Source organism: Corallococcus sp. CA041A, assembly GCF_003612075.1.
Lineage (GTDB): Bacteria > Myxococcota > Myxococcia > Myxococcales > Myxococcaceae > Corallococcus > Corallococcus exiguus.
Genome location: NZ_RAWF01000011.1, coordinates 60,496 through 75,195, shown reverse-complemented (window position 1 = coordinate 75,195; position 14,700 = coordinate 60,496). Strand labels below are relative to the sequence as shown.

Annotated in this window: 14 protein-coding genes; 4 read left to right on the top strand and 10 right to left on the bottom strand. The window is 67.2% G+C overall.

The genetic code is table 11. The annotated features are described in order from the left end of the window. Nucleotides 1-206 precede the first annotated feature (206 nt). A complete protein-coding gene (locus D7V77_RS03870) occupies nucleotides 207-2,528 on the top strand; it encodes a kelch repeat-containing protein (protein ID WP_233596669.1) in 2,322 nt (773 codons plus the stop codon). A gap of 70 nt (nucleotides 2,529-2,598) precedes the next feature. Here D7V77_RS03870 and D7V77_RS03865 read toward each other — a convergent pair whose 3' ends face one another. Next, the gene (locus D7V77_RS03865; protein WP_233596668.1) at nucleotides 2,599-2,766 is read right to left on the bottom strand and encodes an RtcB family protein; all 168 of its coding nucleotides are present in this window, start codon (nucleotides 2,764-2,766) and stop codon (nucleotides 2,599-2,601) included. A gap of 124 nt (nucleotides 2,767-2,890) precedes the next feature. Here D7V77_RS03865 and D7V77_RS03860 point away from each other — a divergent pair, with 124 nt between their 5' ends. Next, a complete protein-coding gene (locus tag D7V77_RS03860) occupies nucleotides 2,891-3,646 on the top strand; it encodes a DNA alkylation repair protein (RefSeq protein WP_120574909.1) in 756 nt (251 codons plus the stop codon). Between the two features lie 126 nt (nucleotides 3,647-3,772). On the opposite strand, the gene D7V77_RS03855 is transcribed toward D7V77_RS03860, so the two are convergent. Then, nucleotides 3,773-4,354: a hypothetical protein gene (locus D7V77_RS03855; RefSeq protein ID WP_147451971.1), complete on the bottom strand. Its 582-nt coding sequence runs from the start codon at nucleotides 4,352-4,354 to the stop codon at nucleotides 3,773-3,775. Between the two features lie 92 nt (nucleotides 4,355-4,446). Here D7V77_RS03855 and D7V77_RS03850 point away from each other — a divergent pair, with 92 nt between their 5' ends. Further along, the gene (locus tag D7V77_RS03850) at nucleotides 4,447-5,211 is read left to right on the top strand and encodes a hypothetical protein (protein WP_120574907.1); all 765 of its coding nucleotides are present in this window, start codon (nucleotides 4,447-4,449) and stop codon (nucleotides 5,209-5,211) included. Between the two features lie 96 nt (nucleotides 5,212-5,307). Here D7V77_RS03850 and D7V77_RS03845 read toward each other — a convergent pair whose 3' ends face one another. From D7V77_RS03845 to D7V77_RS03835, 3 genes are all read right to left on the bottom strand, one after another. Continuing rightward, a complete protein-coding gene (locus D7V77_RS03845) occupies nucleotides 5,308-5,769 on the bottom strand; it encodes a nucleoside deaminase (RefSeq protein WP_120574906.1) in 462 nt (153 codons plus the stop codon). Nucleotides 5,770-5,842: 73 nt separating this feature from the next. Beyond that, nucleotides 5,843-6,253 (bottom strand): hypothetical protein, encoded by a 411-nt coding sequence (locus tag D7V77_RS03840; protein WP_126933409.1) that lies wholly within the window; start codon nucleotides 6,251-6,253, stop codon nucleotides 5,843-5,845. Nucleotides 6,254-6,388: 135 nt separating this feature from the next. Beyond that, complete coding sequence (locus D7V77_RS03835) at nucleotides 6,389-7,225, bottom strand: dienelactone hydrolase family protein (RefSeq protein ID WP_120574904.1); 837 nt, start codon at nucleotides 7,223-7,225, stop codon at nucleotides 6,389-6,391. Nucleotides 7,226-7,300: 75 nt separating this feature from the next. Between D7V77_RS03835 and D7V77_RS03830 the strand changes: the two genes are divergently transcribed. After that, nucleotides 7,301-8,302: a GlxA family transcriptional regulator gene (locus tag D7V77_RS03830; protein WP_120574903.1), complete on the top strand. Its 1,002-nt coding sequence runs from the start codon at nucleotides 7,301-7,303 to the stop codon at nucleotides 8,300-8,302. A 22-nt stretch (nucleotides 8,303-8,324) separates the two neighbouring features. On the opposite strand, the gene D7V77_RS03825 is transcribed toward D7V77_RS03830, so the two are convergent. The 5 genes from D7V77_RS03825 to D7V77_RS03805 form a co-directional block, all read right to left on the bottom strand. After that, entirely contained in the window at nucleotides 8,325-9,101 is a 777-nt protein-coding gene (locus tag D7V77_RS03825; RefSeq protein WP_120574902.1) for an endonuclease/exonuclease/phosphatase family protein, read from the bottom strand. A gap of 229 nt (nucleotides 9,102-9,330) precedes the next feature. Continuing rightward, nucleotides 9,331-11,187, bottom strand: a complete 1,857-nt coding sequence (locus tag D7V77_RS03820; protein WP_120574901.1) for a M9 family metallopeptidase — start codon at nucleotides 11,185-11,187, stop codon at nucleotides 9,331-9,333. 104 nt (nucleotides 11,188-11,291) lie between these two features. Further along, a complete protein-coding gene (locus D7V77_RS03815) occupies nucleotides 11,292-12,443 on the bottom strand; it encodes a TIGR03118 family protein (RefSeq protein WP_120574900.1) in 1,152 nt (383 codons plus the stop codon). Between the two features lie 157 nt (nucleotides 12,444-12,600). Beyond that, nucleotides 12,601-13,461 (bottom strand): hypothetical protein, encoded by an 861-nt coding sequence (locus D7V77_RS03810; protein WP_120574899.1) that lies wholly within the window; start codon nucleotides 13,459-13,461, stop codon nucleotides 12,601-12,603. 12 nt (nucleotides 13,462-13,473) lie between these two features. Next, on the bottom strand, nucleotides 13,474-14,589 hold the full coding sequence (locus D7V77_RS03805) for a sterol desaturase family protein (protein ID WP_233596672.1): 1,116 nt from the start codon (nucleotides 14,587-14,589) through the stop codon (nucleotides 13,474-13,476). Nucleotides 14,590-14,700: the final 111 nt, after the last annotated feature.

Below are 14,700 nucleotides of genomic sequence, written 5' to 3'. Positions count from 1 at the left end.
GTGAGGGACGCTGACGGGGAGCCCATGAGCCGCACTCCGGGCCGGCGCGGAAGCCATTCATCTCGAGCAGACACACGCCAGTCCCGTACCCCGGGCGGAGGGGCTCCTACCTGGAGTCAACCCGGGAGGTGCTGTCACACCGTTGCGCTACAGTGCCCGCCGCTTCATGCCGCGTGCAGCCTTCTGCCGTCAGACAAGGAAATCCCGTGTCTTCACTGCGTTTGTCCGCAGTCCTCCCGCTCATGCTGGCGTTGCTCGCCGGCTGTGACTCCGAGCCCCCCACCAGCGTGTCCGGGTCGGGTGCGATGCAGCTGACCGTCTACACCGCCGCGGTCGTGCCCGGGGACGTCTCGCGCGTCACCGTCACCGTCTCCGGCGCGGACATGGTGTCGCTCTCCAAGGACCTGGTGCTCACCAGCGGAGCGTGGAGCGGAGTCATCAGTGACATTCCCGCGGGTCTCCAGCGCACCTTCGTGGCGCAGGCCTTCACCTCGTCCAACACCCTGCGCTACGAGGGGCGCGTCGAGGACGTCACCGTCACCGCCGGCGCCACGGGGCTGGTGACCCTCACCCTGCAGGATGTCTCCGCCCCACCGCCCTTCACCAACGAGGCGCCCATCCTCGACTCCCTGTTGGCCACGCCCACCACCGTGGCCCCGGGGGGCAGCGTCACCCTGACGGCCACGGCGCATGATCCCAACGCGGGTGACACCGTGAGCTTCTCCTGGGCGGCTCCCTCGGGCAGCTTCTCCGCGCCCACCTCGGCCAATACCACCTGGACGGCACCCACCCTGCAGGGCCCGGTGACCCTGGTGCTCACGGTGAGCGACTCGCGCGGCGCGACCCTGTCGGTGAACCTGACCTTGAATGTCTCCGCGGGCAGTGGCGCGAGCACCGTGAAGGCGGATTTCAACGTCGCGCCCAAGGTGGTGACCCTGACGTCCACCCAGTCCTATCTGAACGTGGGCGTGCAGACGGCGCTGTCCACCTTGGCCACCGACGCGGACGGTGACCCGCTCAGCTATCAGTGGAGCGCCACCTGCGCGGGCAGCTTCACGGGCGCGAGCACCGCCACCGCGACCTTCACGCCCTCGGCCCAGCCCACGGGGGCGTGCAACAACTGCCAGCTGAACGTGGTGGTGAAGGACGGCCGCGGGGGACAGAACACGGGCAGCTTGATGCTGTGCGTGTCCAAGGACGCCGTCGTGCGTGCACCGCCGACCATTACCCGCGCCACCCAGTCGAGCCAGACGGCCACGGCCGGCCAGGTGCTCACCTTCGAGGTGAACGCCACGGATCCCGCGGGCCTGGCCCTGAGCTTCACCTGGGCGGCCAACGTGGGCACGAGCGGCACCCCGAGCACGGGGGCCAGCGGCAGCATCCTCACCTGGACGGCGCCCTCGTGTCTCAACACGGGCGTCACCCCGACTCTCGTCGCCACGGTGGGCAACACCCTGGGCCTGAAGGCGACCCAGAGCTTCACGGTGACGGGACTGCCGGCGTGCCCCTCGGCCTTCTGGGCCGCGGCGAACTCCATGTTCAACGCCCGCACCGGACACGTGGCGGTCCTGCTGGGCAATGGCAAGGTGCTCGTCCCGGGGGGACGCAACAACATCTTGGGCCACATGGCGAACTCGGAGCTGTACGACCCGACCGCGGGCACCTGGAGCTCTGTCAGCCCCATGCCTTCGGATCGCTCCCGACATGCGGCGGTCCTGCTGGGCAATGGCAAGGTGCTCGTCTCGGGGGGAAGCAACAGCACGGGCTATCCGGCGGCGTCGATGCTGTACGACCCGGCCACGAGCAGTTGGAGCACCTCCGGCTCCATGTTCTCCCCGCGCTACCAGCACACGGCGACGGTGCTCTCCAATGGCAAGGTGCTCGCCGCGGGGGGATGGAACTCCAGTGGCCTTACGTCGGCGACGGAGCTGTACGACCCGGCCACGGGCACCTGGGCCTCGAGCGGCTTCATGGTCGTCTCGCGCGATGTCCATACGGCGACGCTGCTCTCCAATGGCAAGGTGCTCGTCGCGGGGGGGAGCAACAACGTCAGCTACCAGGCGACGGCGGAGCTGTATGACCCTGCCACGGGCACCTGGAGCGCCACCGGCTCCATGACCTCGGCGCGCGGCTATCACGCGGCGACGCTGCTGCCCAATGGCAAGGTGCTCGTCACGGGGGGCGCGGGCAGTAGTGTCCTGGCGACGGCGGAGCTGTATGACCCGGCCACGGGCACCTGGAGCGTCACCGGCTCCATGTCCGCGCCGCGCAACTCCCACACGACGACGCTGCTGGCCAATGGCAAGGTGCTCGCCACGGGGGGATGCTGCACCAGTGGCGCCGGCCTGGCGACGGCGGAGCTGTATGACCCGGCCACGGGCACCTGGAGCGCCACCGGCTCCATGGTCCAACGGCGCCTCGAGCACACGGCGACGCTGCTGGCCAATGGCAAGGTGCTCGTCCTGGGGGGATTCTCCGCCCTCGAAACCAATGCCGAGCTGCGGGCGGCGGACCTGTATACCCCCTGAATCCCAACCGGCTCGGGTGCCTGAGGTGGCGGCGGGGCTTTCCCCGCCGCTCACTGGAGGGCGAGGGGCGTCAGTCCGCGCCCTTGATGCAGGCCACGGGCTTGAGGCGCCTGGCCCCTTTCGCCAGGTTCGCCATCTCCACTGTCTCCAGCACGTCGTCGAGATTCTTGTAGCAGGGCCCCGACTCGTCCAGCGGCGTCACCCGCGTGTTGAGGAGGATGCCCGACTCGGTAGCCATGCATCTCAAGCAGACACACGCCAGCCCCGCCCAGCCGCCTTCCCAGGCGGGACGCGGCAGGGGCCTGGCCCTCTTGGCCCTGGCGGCTTGACCTTCAACACCTCGCGGCCTGGAGTGGCGGCAGATGCGCGCGACCCATGCCGTGACCGAAGAGCTCAGACGCACCCTGAAGGCGCGGAGTGACCCTCGCCTCGCCGAGGCGACGCGCCGCTACTTCCCCACGGACATCCGTGCCCTTGGGGTCCGCAACGCGGAGGTGCGGCGCATCGCTGATGCGTTCATCCAGGAGAGGGGCCTGTCGCCCGAGGACCGCCTGGCGGTGACCGAGGCGCTGCTCGCCCGGGCGACCCATCACGAGGAGGTGCTCCTGGGGTTCGCCGTGGTCCGCAAGGTGGTCGGGCGCTCGTTCGACGAGTCGCTGCTGGACCGCTTCCGGTACTGGTTGGAGCACTCCGTCTGGAATTGGGCCCAGTGCGACGACCTGTGTCTGACGGTGCTCTATCCGTTCTTCCTCACCCGGACGCCCGCGCTTACCCGAATCCAGCACTGGACCAGCTCCCGTTCCCCCTGGTGTCGGAGGGCGGCGAACGTCGCGCTCGTGAAGTTCGTGAGCCGCAGGATTCGATCCTCCAGGTACATGCTGCCCCTCGAAGTGATTCTCGGAAATGCACACCGGTTGCTATTGGACCCAGAGCCGTATGTGCAGAAGAGCGTGGGGTGGCTGCTGAAGGCCGCGGCGGACCACCACCGGGAGGCGGTGGTGGCGTTCATCCAGGAGAACATCTCCAGGATGCAGCGGGACACCCTGCGCTATGCCATTGAACGGCTGGAGCCGGAGCAACGGAAGGCGCTGCTGGCGCTGGAGTACAAGACATCCTGAACTCGCGGCGCGTCCTCGATGCCTCGGCAGGTGCGTGACTGCCTGAACGGTCCGGACAAGGTCCGGCTGCTGATACTTCCCTTGACCGAGCCAGGGGCTGTCTGCGGTTGCAGGAGCGTGCCCGCGTCACCGTGAGGGATAGCTTTCCTGGTTCTGCCGCCGCTGCTGCTCCTGCTGGCGCTGCTGCTCCTCATACTTCGCATTGCTCTCCGCTTCGGCGGCTCGGCTCTTCTCCAGGGCCTCGGAGGCGTCACGCGCGACGATGGGCGCGAGCTCTTCCAGTCCCGCGACCAGGACCGGGAAGGGCACCGCTTCCGTGTCCACCAGGATGGACCATTCGTCCTTCACCGATGAGCGTTCCGCCTTGAACGAGAGTGCGTCATGCGACCACTGCTCGGGGAGCACCACCTTCGCGCTCCTGGGAACGAGGCCCTTCGCATCGCAGGACGTGATGAAGACGTTTCGCCGGTGCATCTGCCGGTGATGGGATCGGGGCCACTGGTTGTATTCGATGACACACGCATCGACCGTGCGCAGTTGGGCCTGCACCGAAGCGAGCGCCTTCCGGTTTCCGACGTCGGTCTTGCCCGCGCCGTTGCCGAGCAGCTTCAACGCCGCGAAGACGCCGCCACCCATCGCCAGTACCACGCAGCCGAGCATGAGGAGGATCCTGGCCCCACCCGACTTCGAAGCAGCTTTCTGACTCATGGCGCGACATCCTAGCAGTGCGCGCCTTCGCGGGGAGCAAGCCGTGGTAGGTGGCTTCGCTTCAGACCTTCCCTTCCGATACGGAGCGAGTCATGCGAAGCCTCATCCCCTGGGTCCTGGTGTTGTTCTCCGCGACGGCCCTTGCCGCGGAGACGCGGCTGGTCGTGAGGGCTCGCGCCCGGGACGGCAAGTTCATCGGGACGTCCATGGGGGGCGTGCGCGTGGTGCTCCGGGATGGTCAAACCGGCCAGATGCTGGCCAGCGGCGTCACCGCCGGCTCGACAGGCAACACGCAGACGCTGATGAAGCAGCCCCAGGTGCGGGGCGCACCGCTCGCGGATGAGGCCTCCGCGAAGTTCACGGCCACCCTGGACCTCGCCGAGCCGCGGCTGGTGACGGTGGAGGTGTCCGGGCCTCTTGCTCAGCGGCAGGCGCTCGCGACCAGCACGACCCAGCTCTGGCTGCTGCCCGGCAAGCACATCGAGGGCGATGGCCTCATCCTGGAGCTGCCTGGCTTCGTGGTGGATGTGCTGACGCCCTCCGCTCACGAGTTCGTCAAGCTCGCGAAAGACAAGAAGCTCACCCTGCCTCTTCGCGCCAACCTCGTCCTCATGTGTGGCTGCCCGACAGAGCCCCAGGGGCTCTGGGATTCCACTCGGTATGAGTTGCAGGCCACGGTGAAGCACAATGGAAAGCCGCTCACCCAGCTCCCCCTGAAGTACGCCGGGAAGACCAGCACCTTCGAGGCAGAGCTCTCCGTCCAGCAGCAGGGCGCATACGAAGTCACGGTGACTGCGTACGACCCCGTCACCGGCAACACCGGAGTGGACTCCACCACGTTCATTGTCGAGGGGTGATGAGTTTGGAGATGCGTCAAGACAGGCATGGGGCGTCTTGATGCGGATGGCTCATGGGGGCATGGCGAGCTTCTCCCTCCTGAAGTTCCTGATGGGTCAGTCCTGCTGGCGCTTCCACTCGTCGTACAGTCCATGCTCGTCCGCCGGGCGCAGCGCCCGCAGCGGGAGGGACTGGGCTTGGGGCCCGCGAGCCAACTGCGCGTAGATTGGCGCCGTGGAGAGGCCGAAGGCTTCGCCCTCCTCGTTGGAGTAGGCGAAGTAGGCGCCCTGGATACCGCACAGGTGCATGGCGGCCAGACACATCGGACAGGGATGACCGCTGGCGTAGATGATGCAGCCACTCAGGCCGGCGCTGCCGAGGCTCTGGCTTGCATTGCGAATGGCCAGAAGCTCGGCGTGGGCGGTGGGATCCTTCGTTTGAATGACCTCGTTGACCGCGCGCGAGATCACCCGACCGTCGCGCACGAGCACGGCCCCGAACGGACGGCCACCCGACTCAACATTGGCGCGAGCCAGGGCGATGGCCTCGCGCATGAATTCTTCGGTGGACGGCTCCATCAGAGACCTCCGGCTGCGACGAGCAGCACACCGTGGCACGTGATTTCGGTTCAGCGAGGGCCTCTGCCCTCATTCACCCGCAGGACCAGGTGCCCGCAGTCCCGCAGATGCACAGGCCAGGAATCTGCTGGCCCGACTGGTTGTGGTAGCAGCTCTTCCGTGCACGCGGGGGCGCGCACGCGTAGCCCTCGAACACGGTGCAGTCCGGGATGACGATGGACGCTTCGGCTTGCGATACATGCTCCGCCGCGGGCGCGCCCCCCGGAGGACAGTTCGCCTTGCACGCGTTGAGCGCGTAGCCACACAGAACCTTGCCGGGGCCGTTGCCAGCGTTCTCCACCATGCACTGGTGGTACTCCGCCTGGCACTCGCTCAGGCACGACGCTTCCTGCACCCCTCTGGCGTCCGCCGCCGACTCCGGCTCCGAGCCACCGCATGCGGCCAGCAGCCCGGCCAACAGAACCGTCCCGAAAAATCCTCGCATGACGTCTCCCTGGTTGTACGGCCTCGCCAGGATATCGCGTCTTCCAGCGCCGTGGCTTCCTTCGCACCCTCATCGCCGTGCCACGCTCCACGACGTGCTGCGCAAGAACGGGCGACCCCGCCCTTCAGCCGGTCCTCACGGAGCTGCCTCCTGGCGAAGCCTCCGCGCGAAGAAGGACAGGATTTCGTCTCGCGCCGCGAGGGTCGGCTCTCCGGCCGCGTCGATGAGGTGCGCGGTCACGACGCTGTGCGCACCGCCGACGATGCGCTCGAAGAAGGGTGGGGGCCTGGAGTTCGCGGCCGACGACGGCAGCACCCTGGGGTGGAAGCGGGGCCCAAGCGCTTCGGCGTAGGCGGCGAAGCGCTGGGCCGTGCAGAAGCGATCGCCGTCGAAGCGGTACGCGAGCACCGTCAGGTCTTCACGCTCGAGCCGCTCCTTCACGGCCGCGGCTTCTTCGGGGGCGATTTGAATCGCTCCCGGAGTGTCGAGCGGCAGCGAGGGCTGGCACAGGACGGGCGCCAGCACCGCGGGCTCGAGCATCAGGCTGAGCGCGAAGTTGCCGGTGAAGCACATTCCGATGGCGCCGACGCCGGGGCCTCCACATTCCTGGTGCGCGAGGCTCGCGAGCGCACGCAGCCACTGCGTCACAGGGCTTGACGCATTCGCCGCGAACGCGCGGAACTCCGCGCTCACGCAGGCCTTCTTCATCACGGCGAGCCCCGCCTCCGCCTGCGGATAGGCCCCATCCCTCCCGAACAACGACGGCATGTAGACCGTGAAGCCGGCATCCCGGACCCAACGTGCGAAGCGCGCGACGTGAGGGCTGATGCCAGGCATCTCGGCCATGACGATGACCGCGGGACCTCGACCGGCGACGTAGACGGTGCGCGGGGTCGCCTGAAGCGTGATGGCGCGCCGCTCGAAGTCATCCAGGGGATCGTCGGCGGTGGGCTCGGGGGCGGGAGGAGTCATGCCCGGACGATGCGGGAAACCCTCTCCGGTGAGCCAGTGGCGACGTTGACAGCTTTCGGTCTACCCTTGCCAGGAATGATTTGGCATGTCGTGCTGGATGGCGTGGCCGAGGGCCCGCTGGGTGTCGGCCTCGACGTGGTCAACACGGCCGCGCGCCTGCTGGAGTCAGGCCTTGTCCCAAGCGCTCCACGAGGAGCGAACCCACTGCGTCAACGCGTGGTGTCGCTGGATGGCCGCCCGGTCCGCTCCGGCACGGGACGCTCCGTCTGCGTGGACGGTGCGCTCAGCCTGCGAAGCGTGAAGGCGGGAGATGTGCTGCTGGTGCCCGGACTCTCCGCGGCCACCGAGCGCGCCGTCGAACAGTTGCTCTCCCGCGCCGACACCGCGCGCGGCATGGAGCTGCTCGCGCGAGCGGCGGCGAAGGGGGCGATGGTCGCTGCTTCGTGCTCGGCGACCTTCGTCCTGGCGGCGGCGGGGCTCCTCGCGGGACGGGACGCGACGACGACCTGGTGGCTGGTGCCCGCGTTCGTGCGCCGCTTCCCCCAGGTCACCGTCCGCGCGGACCGGATGGTCATCGAAAGTGACGGGGTCCTCACCGCGGGATCGGCCTTCGCGCACGCCGACTTGATGCTGGCCATCGTCGCGCGCGTCGCCAGCCCGTCACTGGCGCACCTGGTGGCTCGCTACCTCGTGCTCGACGAGCGCGTTTCGCAGGCCCGATACATGGTGATGGAGCATCTGCGCGTCTCGGACCCGGTGCTGCGCTCGGTCGAACGGTTCATCACCGCGAACCTCGGCCGGCAGTTGACGCTGGCGGAGCTCGCACGCGCCGCCGCCACGTCACCGCGCACGCTCGCGCGGCGGGTCCAGGCTGGCCTGGGCATGACGCCGCTCGAGTTCGTGCAGCGGGTCCGCGTGGCGCATGCCTCCCACCTCCTGGAGACGACCCGGGACTCGGTCGATGACGTCGCCGCCCGGGTGGGCTACGCCGACGCGGCTGCCTTTCGACGCGTGTACCGGCGGTACGCCGGCGAGAGCCCCCGCGGCAGACGGCCGAGGGGCTCCCGTCAGGGATGAGCTCCGAGCCAGTGAATCCGGCTCAGTTCGTCACCTTGGCCGTGCCCATGAGCGCGCGGTGATCGGAGCACGTCTCTCCGCGCAGGGTGGCCTCGATGTTGTTCCTCCCCGTCCAGTTGTACGAGAAGAACACGTAGTCGAGCTTCGAGTTCCACGGCTGGTTGCAGGCCGGGCTGTACTGACGTTTGGTCTCGCGGGGCGCCTTGAAGTCCGCGTCGATGAACGGGTCACCGTTGCCCAGGTGGTTCAACGTCTGGATGACGTGCGAGCTGGGCGCCGCGTTGAAGTCTCCGCCGACGATGACCCGGTAACCCGAGTTCATCCAGCTGGTCGCCCAGGAGCGGATTGTATTGGCTTGAGCCAGCCGCGTGTTGTCGTCCGGGCCCGAGCCAGCGATGAGATGGGTGCTGCAAGCCCGGAAGGCCCGGCCCTGCTTGGTGAAGTCGATGCAGATCATCCCGTGGCCTGAGTTCCCGGGGAGGTCGAGGTTGTATTGCACGGAGGGGCCGTACTCCGTCCGCACGGCGATCAGGTTGCCGTGGTTGAGCGCCCCGCCGACGCCCCCACAAGCCGCCTTGTACTTGGTGGGGTAGAACGCGGCCCAATAGCCCCGGGGATGGTTGGCGTTCCAGAACGCACTTGCCTGCGTCTGGCAGACCTCCTGGAGGGCGACCACGTCGGGTTGATTGGCGCCGCCCATCAAGGAGTTCACCAGGTCGATGGCGCCCGTGCCGCCCCCGTAGGCGAGCTCTCCCGCGATGTTGTGGCTGATCGCGACGATGTAGCCGGGGTTGACCAACGCAGCCGACTCCTGCGCCTCGCGGGACTCGGCCGGGGCCGAAGCCTCGCTCGCCAGCGCGACGAAGGGGGCGCATCGTCGGCGGCGCAGCCGCAGCCGATAAAGACGAGCGCAAGGGTGGCACTCCTCAATCGATTCATGGCGTTCAGATTACCCCCTCGCGCAACGGCTCACCCCGTGGATGGCTCCCGGGTGGCCTTGAGTCCAACCGGGAGCCCGCCCGGTCACGTCAGGGCGTCCTGTCGAAGTGGGCCTCCAGCTTCACGTCCGAGTAGGGCGTGCAGGCCACGAGCATGAGGTAGTAGTAGGCGCCAGTGGTGGGGGAGGGGACTTCCACCGTCTCGTCATTGCCTGGGAGATAGGGCCGGTAGTCATACACGGTCTGCGAGGGCCAGGTGCCGCCGCGGACATACAGGTCCGCGTTGCCCGTGCCGCCGCTTGCCACGAAGCGCAGGTTGCGCGCGCCGGGAGGCACATAGAGATAGAAGTAGAGCAGCGTGCCGGTGGAGGCCAACGGGCCCCGGTAGCAGTTGTTGTCGAGCTGCTGGGGGTTGGACGCCGTGCAGGCAGGAGTCGGCCCGGGGCCGGAGCCAGGGGGCACGCAGACACTCGGGTCCGCGGCCCTCGCGACGCAGTCAATCCACTGGTGGAACTCCGTGTCGTTCGCCGTGCCCAGCGCATCCAGGGACTGGCGATAGTGGGTGTAATTGCCCGCGCGGAACTGGTTGAGGAAGGTGTCCACCTGATCCGCGTGCCGCTCGAACATGAACCGCGTGGACAGATAGCCCCACGAGTACACGCGGTCGGCGCTGCTGCTGTAGTTGTTGCGCAGGACCTCGCTGAGCTGGAAGGCCTTGCTCTTGCCCAGCGTCACCGCGCTGGCGTTGTCGTTCTTCTTGGAGATGTATTCGGCCAGGCCCTCGATCCACCAGACGGTGGGCTGGCTGGTGCTCGTGTTGAAGTCACCCTTCATGTTGTAGCGGCCATCCAGGTAATGGACGTATTCGTGGCGCAGGTTCCAGACTTCGAAGGTGGGCCGCAGCCACTCCGCCTCGTAGGAGATGAAGCGGGCCTGGTTGCCGGAGGCGGCGGGGTCCCCTTCCAGGTACATGCCGCCATTGTTGGTATTGATGCCAAACAGCACGCCAGCGTAGTTCTGATAGTCGAGGCTGCTGTCGAAGATGATCACCTCCAGGGACGTGTTGTTGTCGTTGGCCACCGGCACGCGGTTCGTCTTCAGCGTGTCGTGGAAGTACGTCTCCTGCGTGGCGAGCTGGTCGCAGCTCTGCGTGAGCTGTGTCGCCGTCATGTGCTGCGCGCGCATGCGCAGGGTGGCTCCACAGGTGTGGGTGATGCCGAGCACCGTCTGTTCCACCGTCCGGCGGAAGTCGCAGGTGCCGTAGTACGCGCAATTGGCTTTGTCGTAGAAGTCGACCATCTCCGCCGCGCCCACCCAGAGGCCCGCCGAGGGACCTGTCATCGAGTGGTTGTCGATGACCGCCTTCACCTTGGGGCGCGTCAGGGTCTGGAGCGGTCCGGAGTGTCTGAGGAAGCGGGCCAGTTCGCGCGCCGCGTTGACGGTGAGGTACTGGTTGGAGGTGCCCAGCAGGTGTTCGGTGCGGGTGATGAAGGACTCGAGCGACTGGAGGATGGACGTGTCCGCCTGCACGGCCGCCAGGAAGGCCGCGTTGGAATGGCTCCGGTAGAGGACCTGGTAGACGCTGTTGGTGGCGCCGCTCATGTAATAGGACGCCTCGGTGGAGGCGTTGAAGCGGTCCAGCAGGCCCCGGAGCGTGCCCAGGTGCTGGGCTGCCTCCACCGCGCTGTCGATGAGGATGACGAACTCCCGCAGCACCGCGCCGTGTGCGTCGTTGACGTCCGTGAAATGGGTATTGGCGACGAAGGCCGCGAGGGCCGGACGGATGGCGTCGCGCAGCGAGGCGCCGTAGCTGCCCACCGTGCCTGACTGGTAGAACTGGACGTAGTAGCCAGCGCGCAGGAACAGGATGAGCTGGAGTGTCTGCGCGGAGTTGTTGCCCGCGTACTGCTGGGCGCTGACGGTGAGCGCGTTGGCGATGGTGACCATCCGAGGGATGGGGGCCCCGTTGATGCGAAAGAAAAAGGGACGCGCCCGGGGCAGACTTCCCCGAGCGCATCCCTGGAGTGTTCCCTGCTTCGACCGCGCGCGGCTCAGCGCGTGGGACGGGAGGGGACGCGGGTCGCGCCCGGGGAGGCCACGTCCAGCCGGCCGTACAGGCCCTGGCTCTCCTCCGCCGGACCCGCGGTGAAGAACAGCGTGCGGGTGGGCTGGTTCATGAGGCCGTTGCCAAACGCGAGCGCCCAGAGGCCGTCGATGACGATCGGCTTCCCGTTGGTGCCCTGGAGCTGGGCATCCAGGGTGCCCGTCACGGTGTCGAAGGCGTTGATGGTGCCGTCGCCAAAGTTGCCCACCAGCAGGCGCCCGGCGAACCGCCCGAAGCTGGCCGGCGCCACGGCCATGCCCCACGGCGCGTTCAGGCTGCCCGCGGAGATGAGCCGGCGGATCAGGTTCCCGTTTGAATCGAAGACGTTGACGTAGCCCAGGCCCGCGCCGTGCACGTCGTCCTTGCGCTCATCGTCCTGCTGCGCATAGCTCACGTAGAGGTCGCCGTTGATGTTCTGGATGCCGAACGGCGCGAAGCCGGCAGGCAGGTTCGGGTCCGTGAAGTTCCCGCTCAGCGTGGCGGGCGCGAAATTGCTGTCGAAGACGTCCACCTTTCCGTTGTGGAAGTCGGTCGCGTAGAGATAGGCGGCGGTGCCATTGTTCGCCAGGGCGACGCCCTTGTAGATCGCGTTGCTGCCGGAGTTGTCCACCGTGAGGATGGCATTGGCTGGGGCCGCCAGCGGAGACCAGCCAGCCACGACGCCCTGCTCCGTCACGAAGATGAAGCGAGCAGCCCCACTGGCGCTTCCCGAGGTGACCACGAAGCCCTCGGAGCCGTTGAAGACGACGCCCGTGGGGCTCGACGGAGCCGTGGCTCCCGTGGGCACCGGGATGGTGACCACGAGCGACTGCGCGTTCCCATCGCCGTCATAGAGGGTTGACACCCCTGTCCCATTGTCGGCGACCCAGGCGGCGCCGAACGGGTTGAAGGCAAGCCCCCAGCTGTTGATCAGATTGGGATCCGGATGCTCCGCGGCCACGCTGCCATCGGAGACAAGGTTCCTCTGGGTGTACGTGTTGGGAAGCCCGCCCGGTGCCTGGGCGATGGCTGCTCCAGGCAGCGCCACCACGGCAAGCGACAATCCAAGCACATATCCCCCACACCGCCGCCCCAGTTCGCGAATCGACGTTGTCTTCATGATTCCCCCCTTGAGCTATCGCGCTGCTGTGACCTTCTCGTCTGGCTGAAACCTGAGAAGAGGGGCACTCCACCGCAACAGGCCCTTTTGAGCAGGGAAATGACCGCCAGTGCTTATTGCCCGGCTTCCAACGCGTCATCCGACCCCGGGCTGGGCGCTATCCGCCGCGGCCTACGTTGCTCACCGTGGCCGCGTGACACGCGAGCAGGTCCGGGATGTTGCTGTGGACGCTTGAAGCAATCTTGCCGTGGAACTGCTGCCACCGGGTCGGCGGCACATGGAAGATGCGCGGGTCGCCGCCGGTGGACTGGTCGTAGAGGATGGCGCCCACCTCTCCCGCTCCGTAGGGAGGCGCCCCGCCGACACCGTCGAAGTCCCAGATCTCCCGCAGGTACCGGGACAGGCCGGGGGCTCGCGCCCGGATGTTCCGCATCAGGCCACGGCCAAAGCTGAAGTCGGAGAGCACCACGTCCTTCAGCACCACGGGAAAGGGGTCGGTGCGTTGCAGCGCTTCCGCCCTCACCTCCGTCAGGATGTCCAGGACGATGTCCTTCCAGTTCGCACCGAAGAGGCCCGTGCTCGAGTACGACGCGTTGTTGAAGAAGGGGACGATCGCGACCTGGTCGGAGCCGGCGATGGCGAACTGGGCCCCCATCATCTGCGCGTAGCGGAACAGGCGCGGCCACGAACCCGCGCGCGTCGGGTAGTCCCGGTCCGTCATCCCGGCGGTCCCCGGGCTGGGGTGACAGAAGATGTTCACGGAATCGAAGGACTGGATGCCCTTGCGAAAGCTCACGCCAAACCAGTTCGGCGCCTCGGCACCCTCGATCTCGAAGGACATGACGTGCACCGCGAACTTCTTGAACAGGAACTCAAGAGGCGTGCTCGCGTGACTGTTGCCCACGCTCAACGGAGACACGACGTGTCGTGCGTCCTCGATGAGGCCGGTCCCGCCGTGCTTGACGTCCCCCGCCGTGAGCGCGGGAAACGGCTTGGAGATCAGCTTGTATTTTCCCATGGTGGTCGTGGGCTACCCGTAGGGCGTCTCTTCATGGCGCTTGAACGGGTACGCCAGCTGGCCCAGGTAGGTCTCCGGCGGCTGGAACTTCGTGGTGCCGTACTTCGAGGGCCAGTGGGACGGCATGTGCGCGGTGCCGAAGATGACGTCGATGAACGACAGGAAGACAGCGAAGTTCTTGTCGATGCCTTCGTCATCGGACGTGTGGTGCCAGTGGTGGAACTCCGGCGTCGCGAAGATCCAGCGCAGGTACGGCCAGCGGTGGTTGACGTTGGCGTGGATGTACACCGCGTGGAAGGACACGAACACGAGGTAGCCGTAGATGGCGGACGGGTGGAAGCCCAGCAGGAACACCGGCACGAAGCCCGCGAAGCGGTTGACCAGGATGTCCACCAGGTGGCTGCGCGAGCTGGCCAGCCAGTCCATCTGCAGCGTCGAGTGGTGGATGGCGTGGAAGCTCCACATCCACCCGACGGTGTGGAAGGCCCGGTGCACCCAGTAGCTCACCAGGTCGATGACCAGCAGGATTTCGAAGAACTGCAACCAGATGGGCTGCGCGGCGACGTGCGCCTGGAAGTCGAGCTTCACGGCCCAGGACAGGAACACCTGCACGGGGATGAGCACCGCGAAGGAGATGAGCTGCACGCCCACGTGGCTGACGAAGAAGTGCTTGAGGTCGGTCTGCCAGCCGACGCGGAAGATCTTCTGTTCGTTCAGCGCCCACAGTCGCTCCATGGGGATGAACACCAGCCCCAGCACCAGCAGGTCCAACGCGAAGAAGTCCAGGCCCGCGCTCATCGAGCGCTGCGTGTGCGTCAGGGGCTCCGCCTCGCTGCCTCCCAGAAGCAACGCCACCAGCGCCAGCACCATGGCGATGCCGCCGTGCGCCTTGGAGCGCAGGGTCATCACGCTGAAGGTGCCCAGCAGGAAGGTGGCGATGATGGACACCTGGAGGATGCCCCGGAAGATCTCCAGGTGCTCCACGTAGAAGGCCCGGCCATCGTTGGACACGAGCACGTGAGGGAACAGGAAGCAGAACTCAGCGACCACGCAGAGCACGCCCAACAACCCGCCGGTGACACCGGCGCGTTTGCCCAGGTCGATGCGCCGGGCGGGAGCAAGAAGCATTTCCAAGGAAGACCGTCCAGAAGGAGTGCGGCGAGGCATGAGCCTACACCACCCGGGTGGCGGCGCAGGCCCTCCGGCGGACTCGCGCGTTGCTGTTCGCATCCCAATGCG

Excerpts from the sequence above, each read along its gene's own strand:
- D7V77_RS03855 (WP_147451971.1), bottom strand. The coding sequence starts at position 4,354 with ATGAGTCAGAAAGCTGCTTCGAAGTCGGGTGGGGCCAGGATCCTCCTC.
- D7V77_RS03865 (WP_233596668.1), bottom strand. The coding sequence starts at position 2,766 with ATGGCTACCGAGTCGGGCATCCTCCTCAACACGCGGGTGACGCCGCTG.
- D7V77_RS03810 (WP_120574899.1), bottom strand. The coding sequence starts at position 13,461 with ATGGGAAAATACAAGCTGATCTCCAAGCCGTTTCCCGCGCTCACGGCG.
- D7V77_RS03835 (WP_120574904.1), bottom strand. The coding sequence starts at position 7,225 with ATGACTCCTCCCGCCCCCGAGCCCACCGCCGACGATCCCCTGGATGAC.
- D7V77_RS03840 (WP_126933409.1), bottom strand. The coding sequence starts at position 6,253 with ATGCGAGGATTTTTCGGGACGGTTCTGTTGGCCGGGCTGCTGGCCGCA.
- D7V77_RS03830 (WP_120574903.1), top strand. The coding sequence starts at position 7,301 with ATGATTTGGCATGTCGTGCTGGATGGCGTGGCCGAGGGCCCGCTGGGT.
- D7V77_RS03845 (WP_120574906.1), bottom strand. The coding sequence starts at position 5,769 with ATGGAGCCGTCCACCGAAGAATTCATGCGCGAGGCCATCGCCCTGGCT.
- D7V77_RS03820 (WP_120574901.1), bottom strand. The coding sequence starts at position 11,187 with ATGGTCACCATCGCCAACGCGCTCACCGTCAGCGCCCAGCAGTACGCG.
- D7V77_RS03860 (WP_120574909.1), top strand. The coding sequence starts at position 2,891 with ATGCGCGCGACCCATGCCGTGACCGAAGAGCTCAGACGCACCCTGAAG.
- D7V77_RS03850 (WP_120574907.1), top strand. The coding sequence starts at position 4,447 with ATGCGAAGCCTCATCCCCTGGGTCCTGGTGTTGTTCTCCGCGACGGCC.
- D7V77_RS03805 (WP_233596672.1), bottom strand. The coding sequence starts at position 14,589 with ATGCTTCTTGCTCCCGCCCGGCGCATCGACCTGGGCAAACGCGCCGGT.
- D7V77_RS03815 (WP_120574900.1), bottom strand. The coding sequence starts at position 12,443 with ATGAAGACAACGTCGATTCGCGAACTGGGGCGGCGGTGTGGGGGATAT.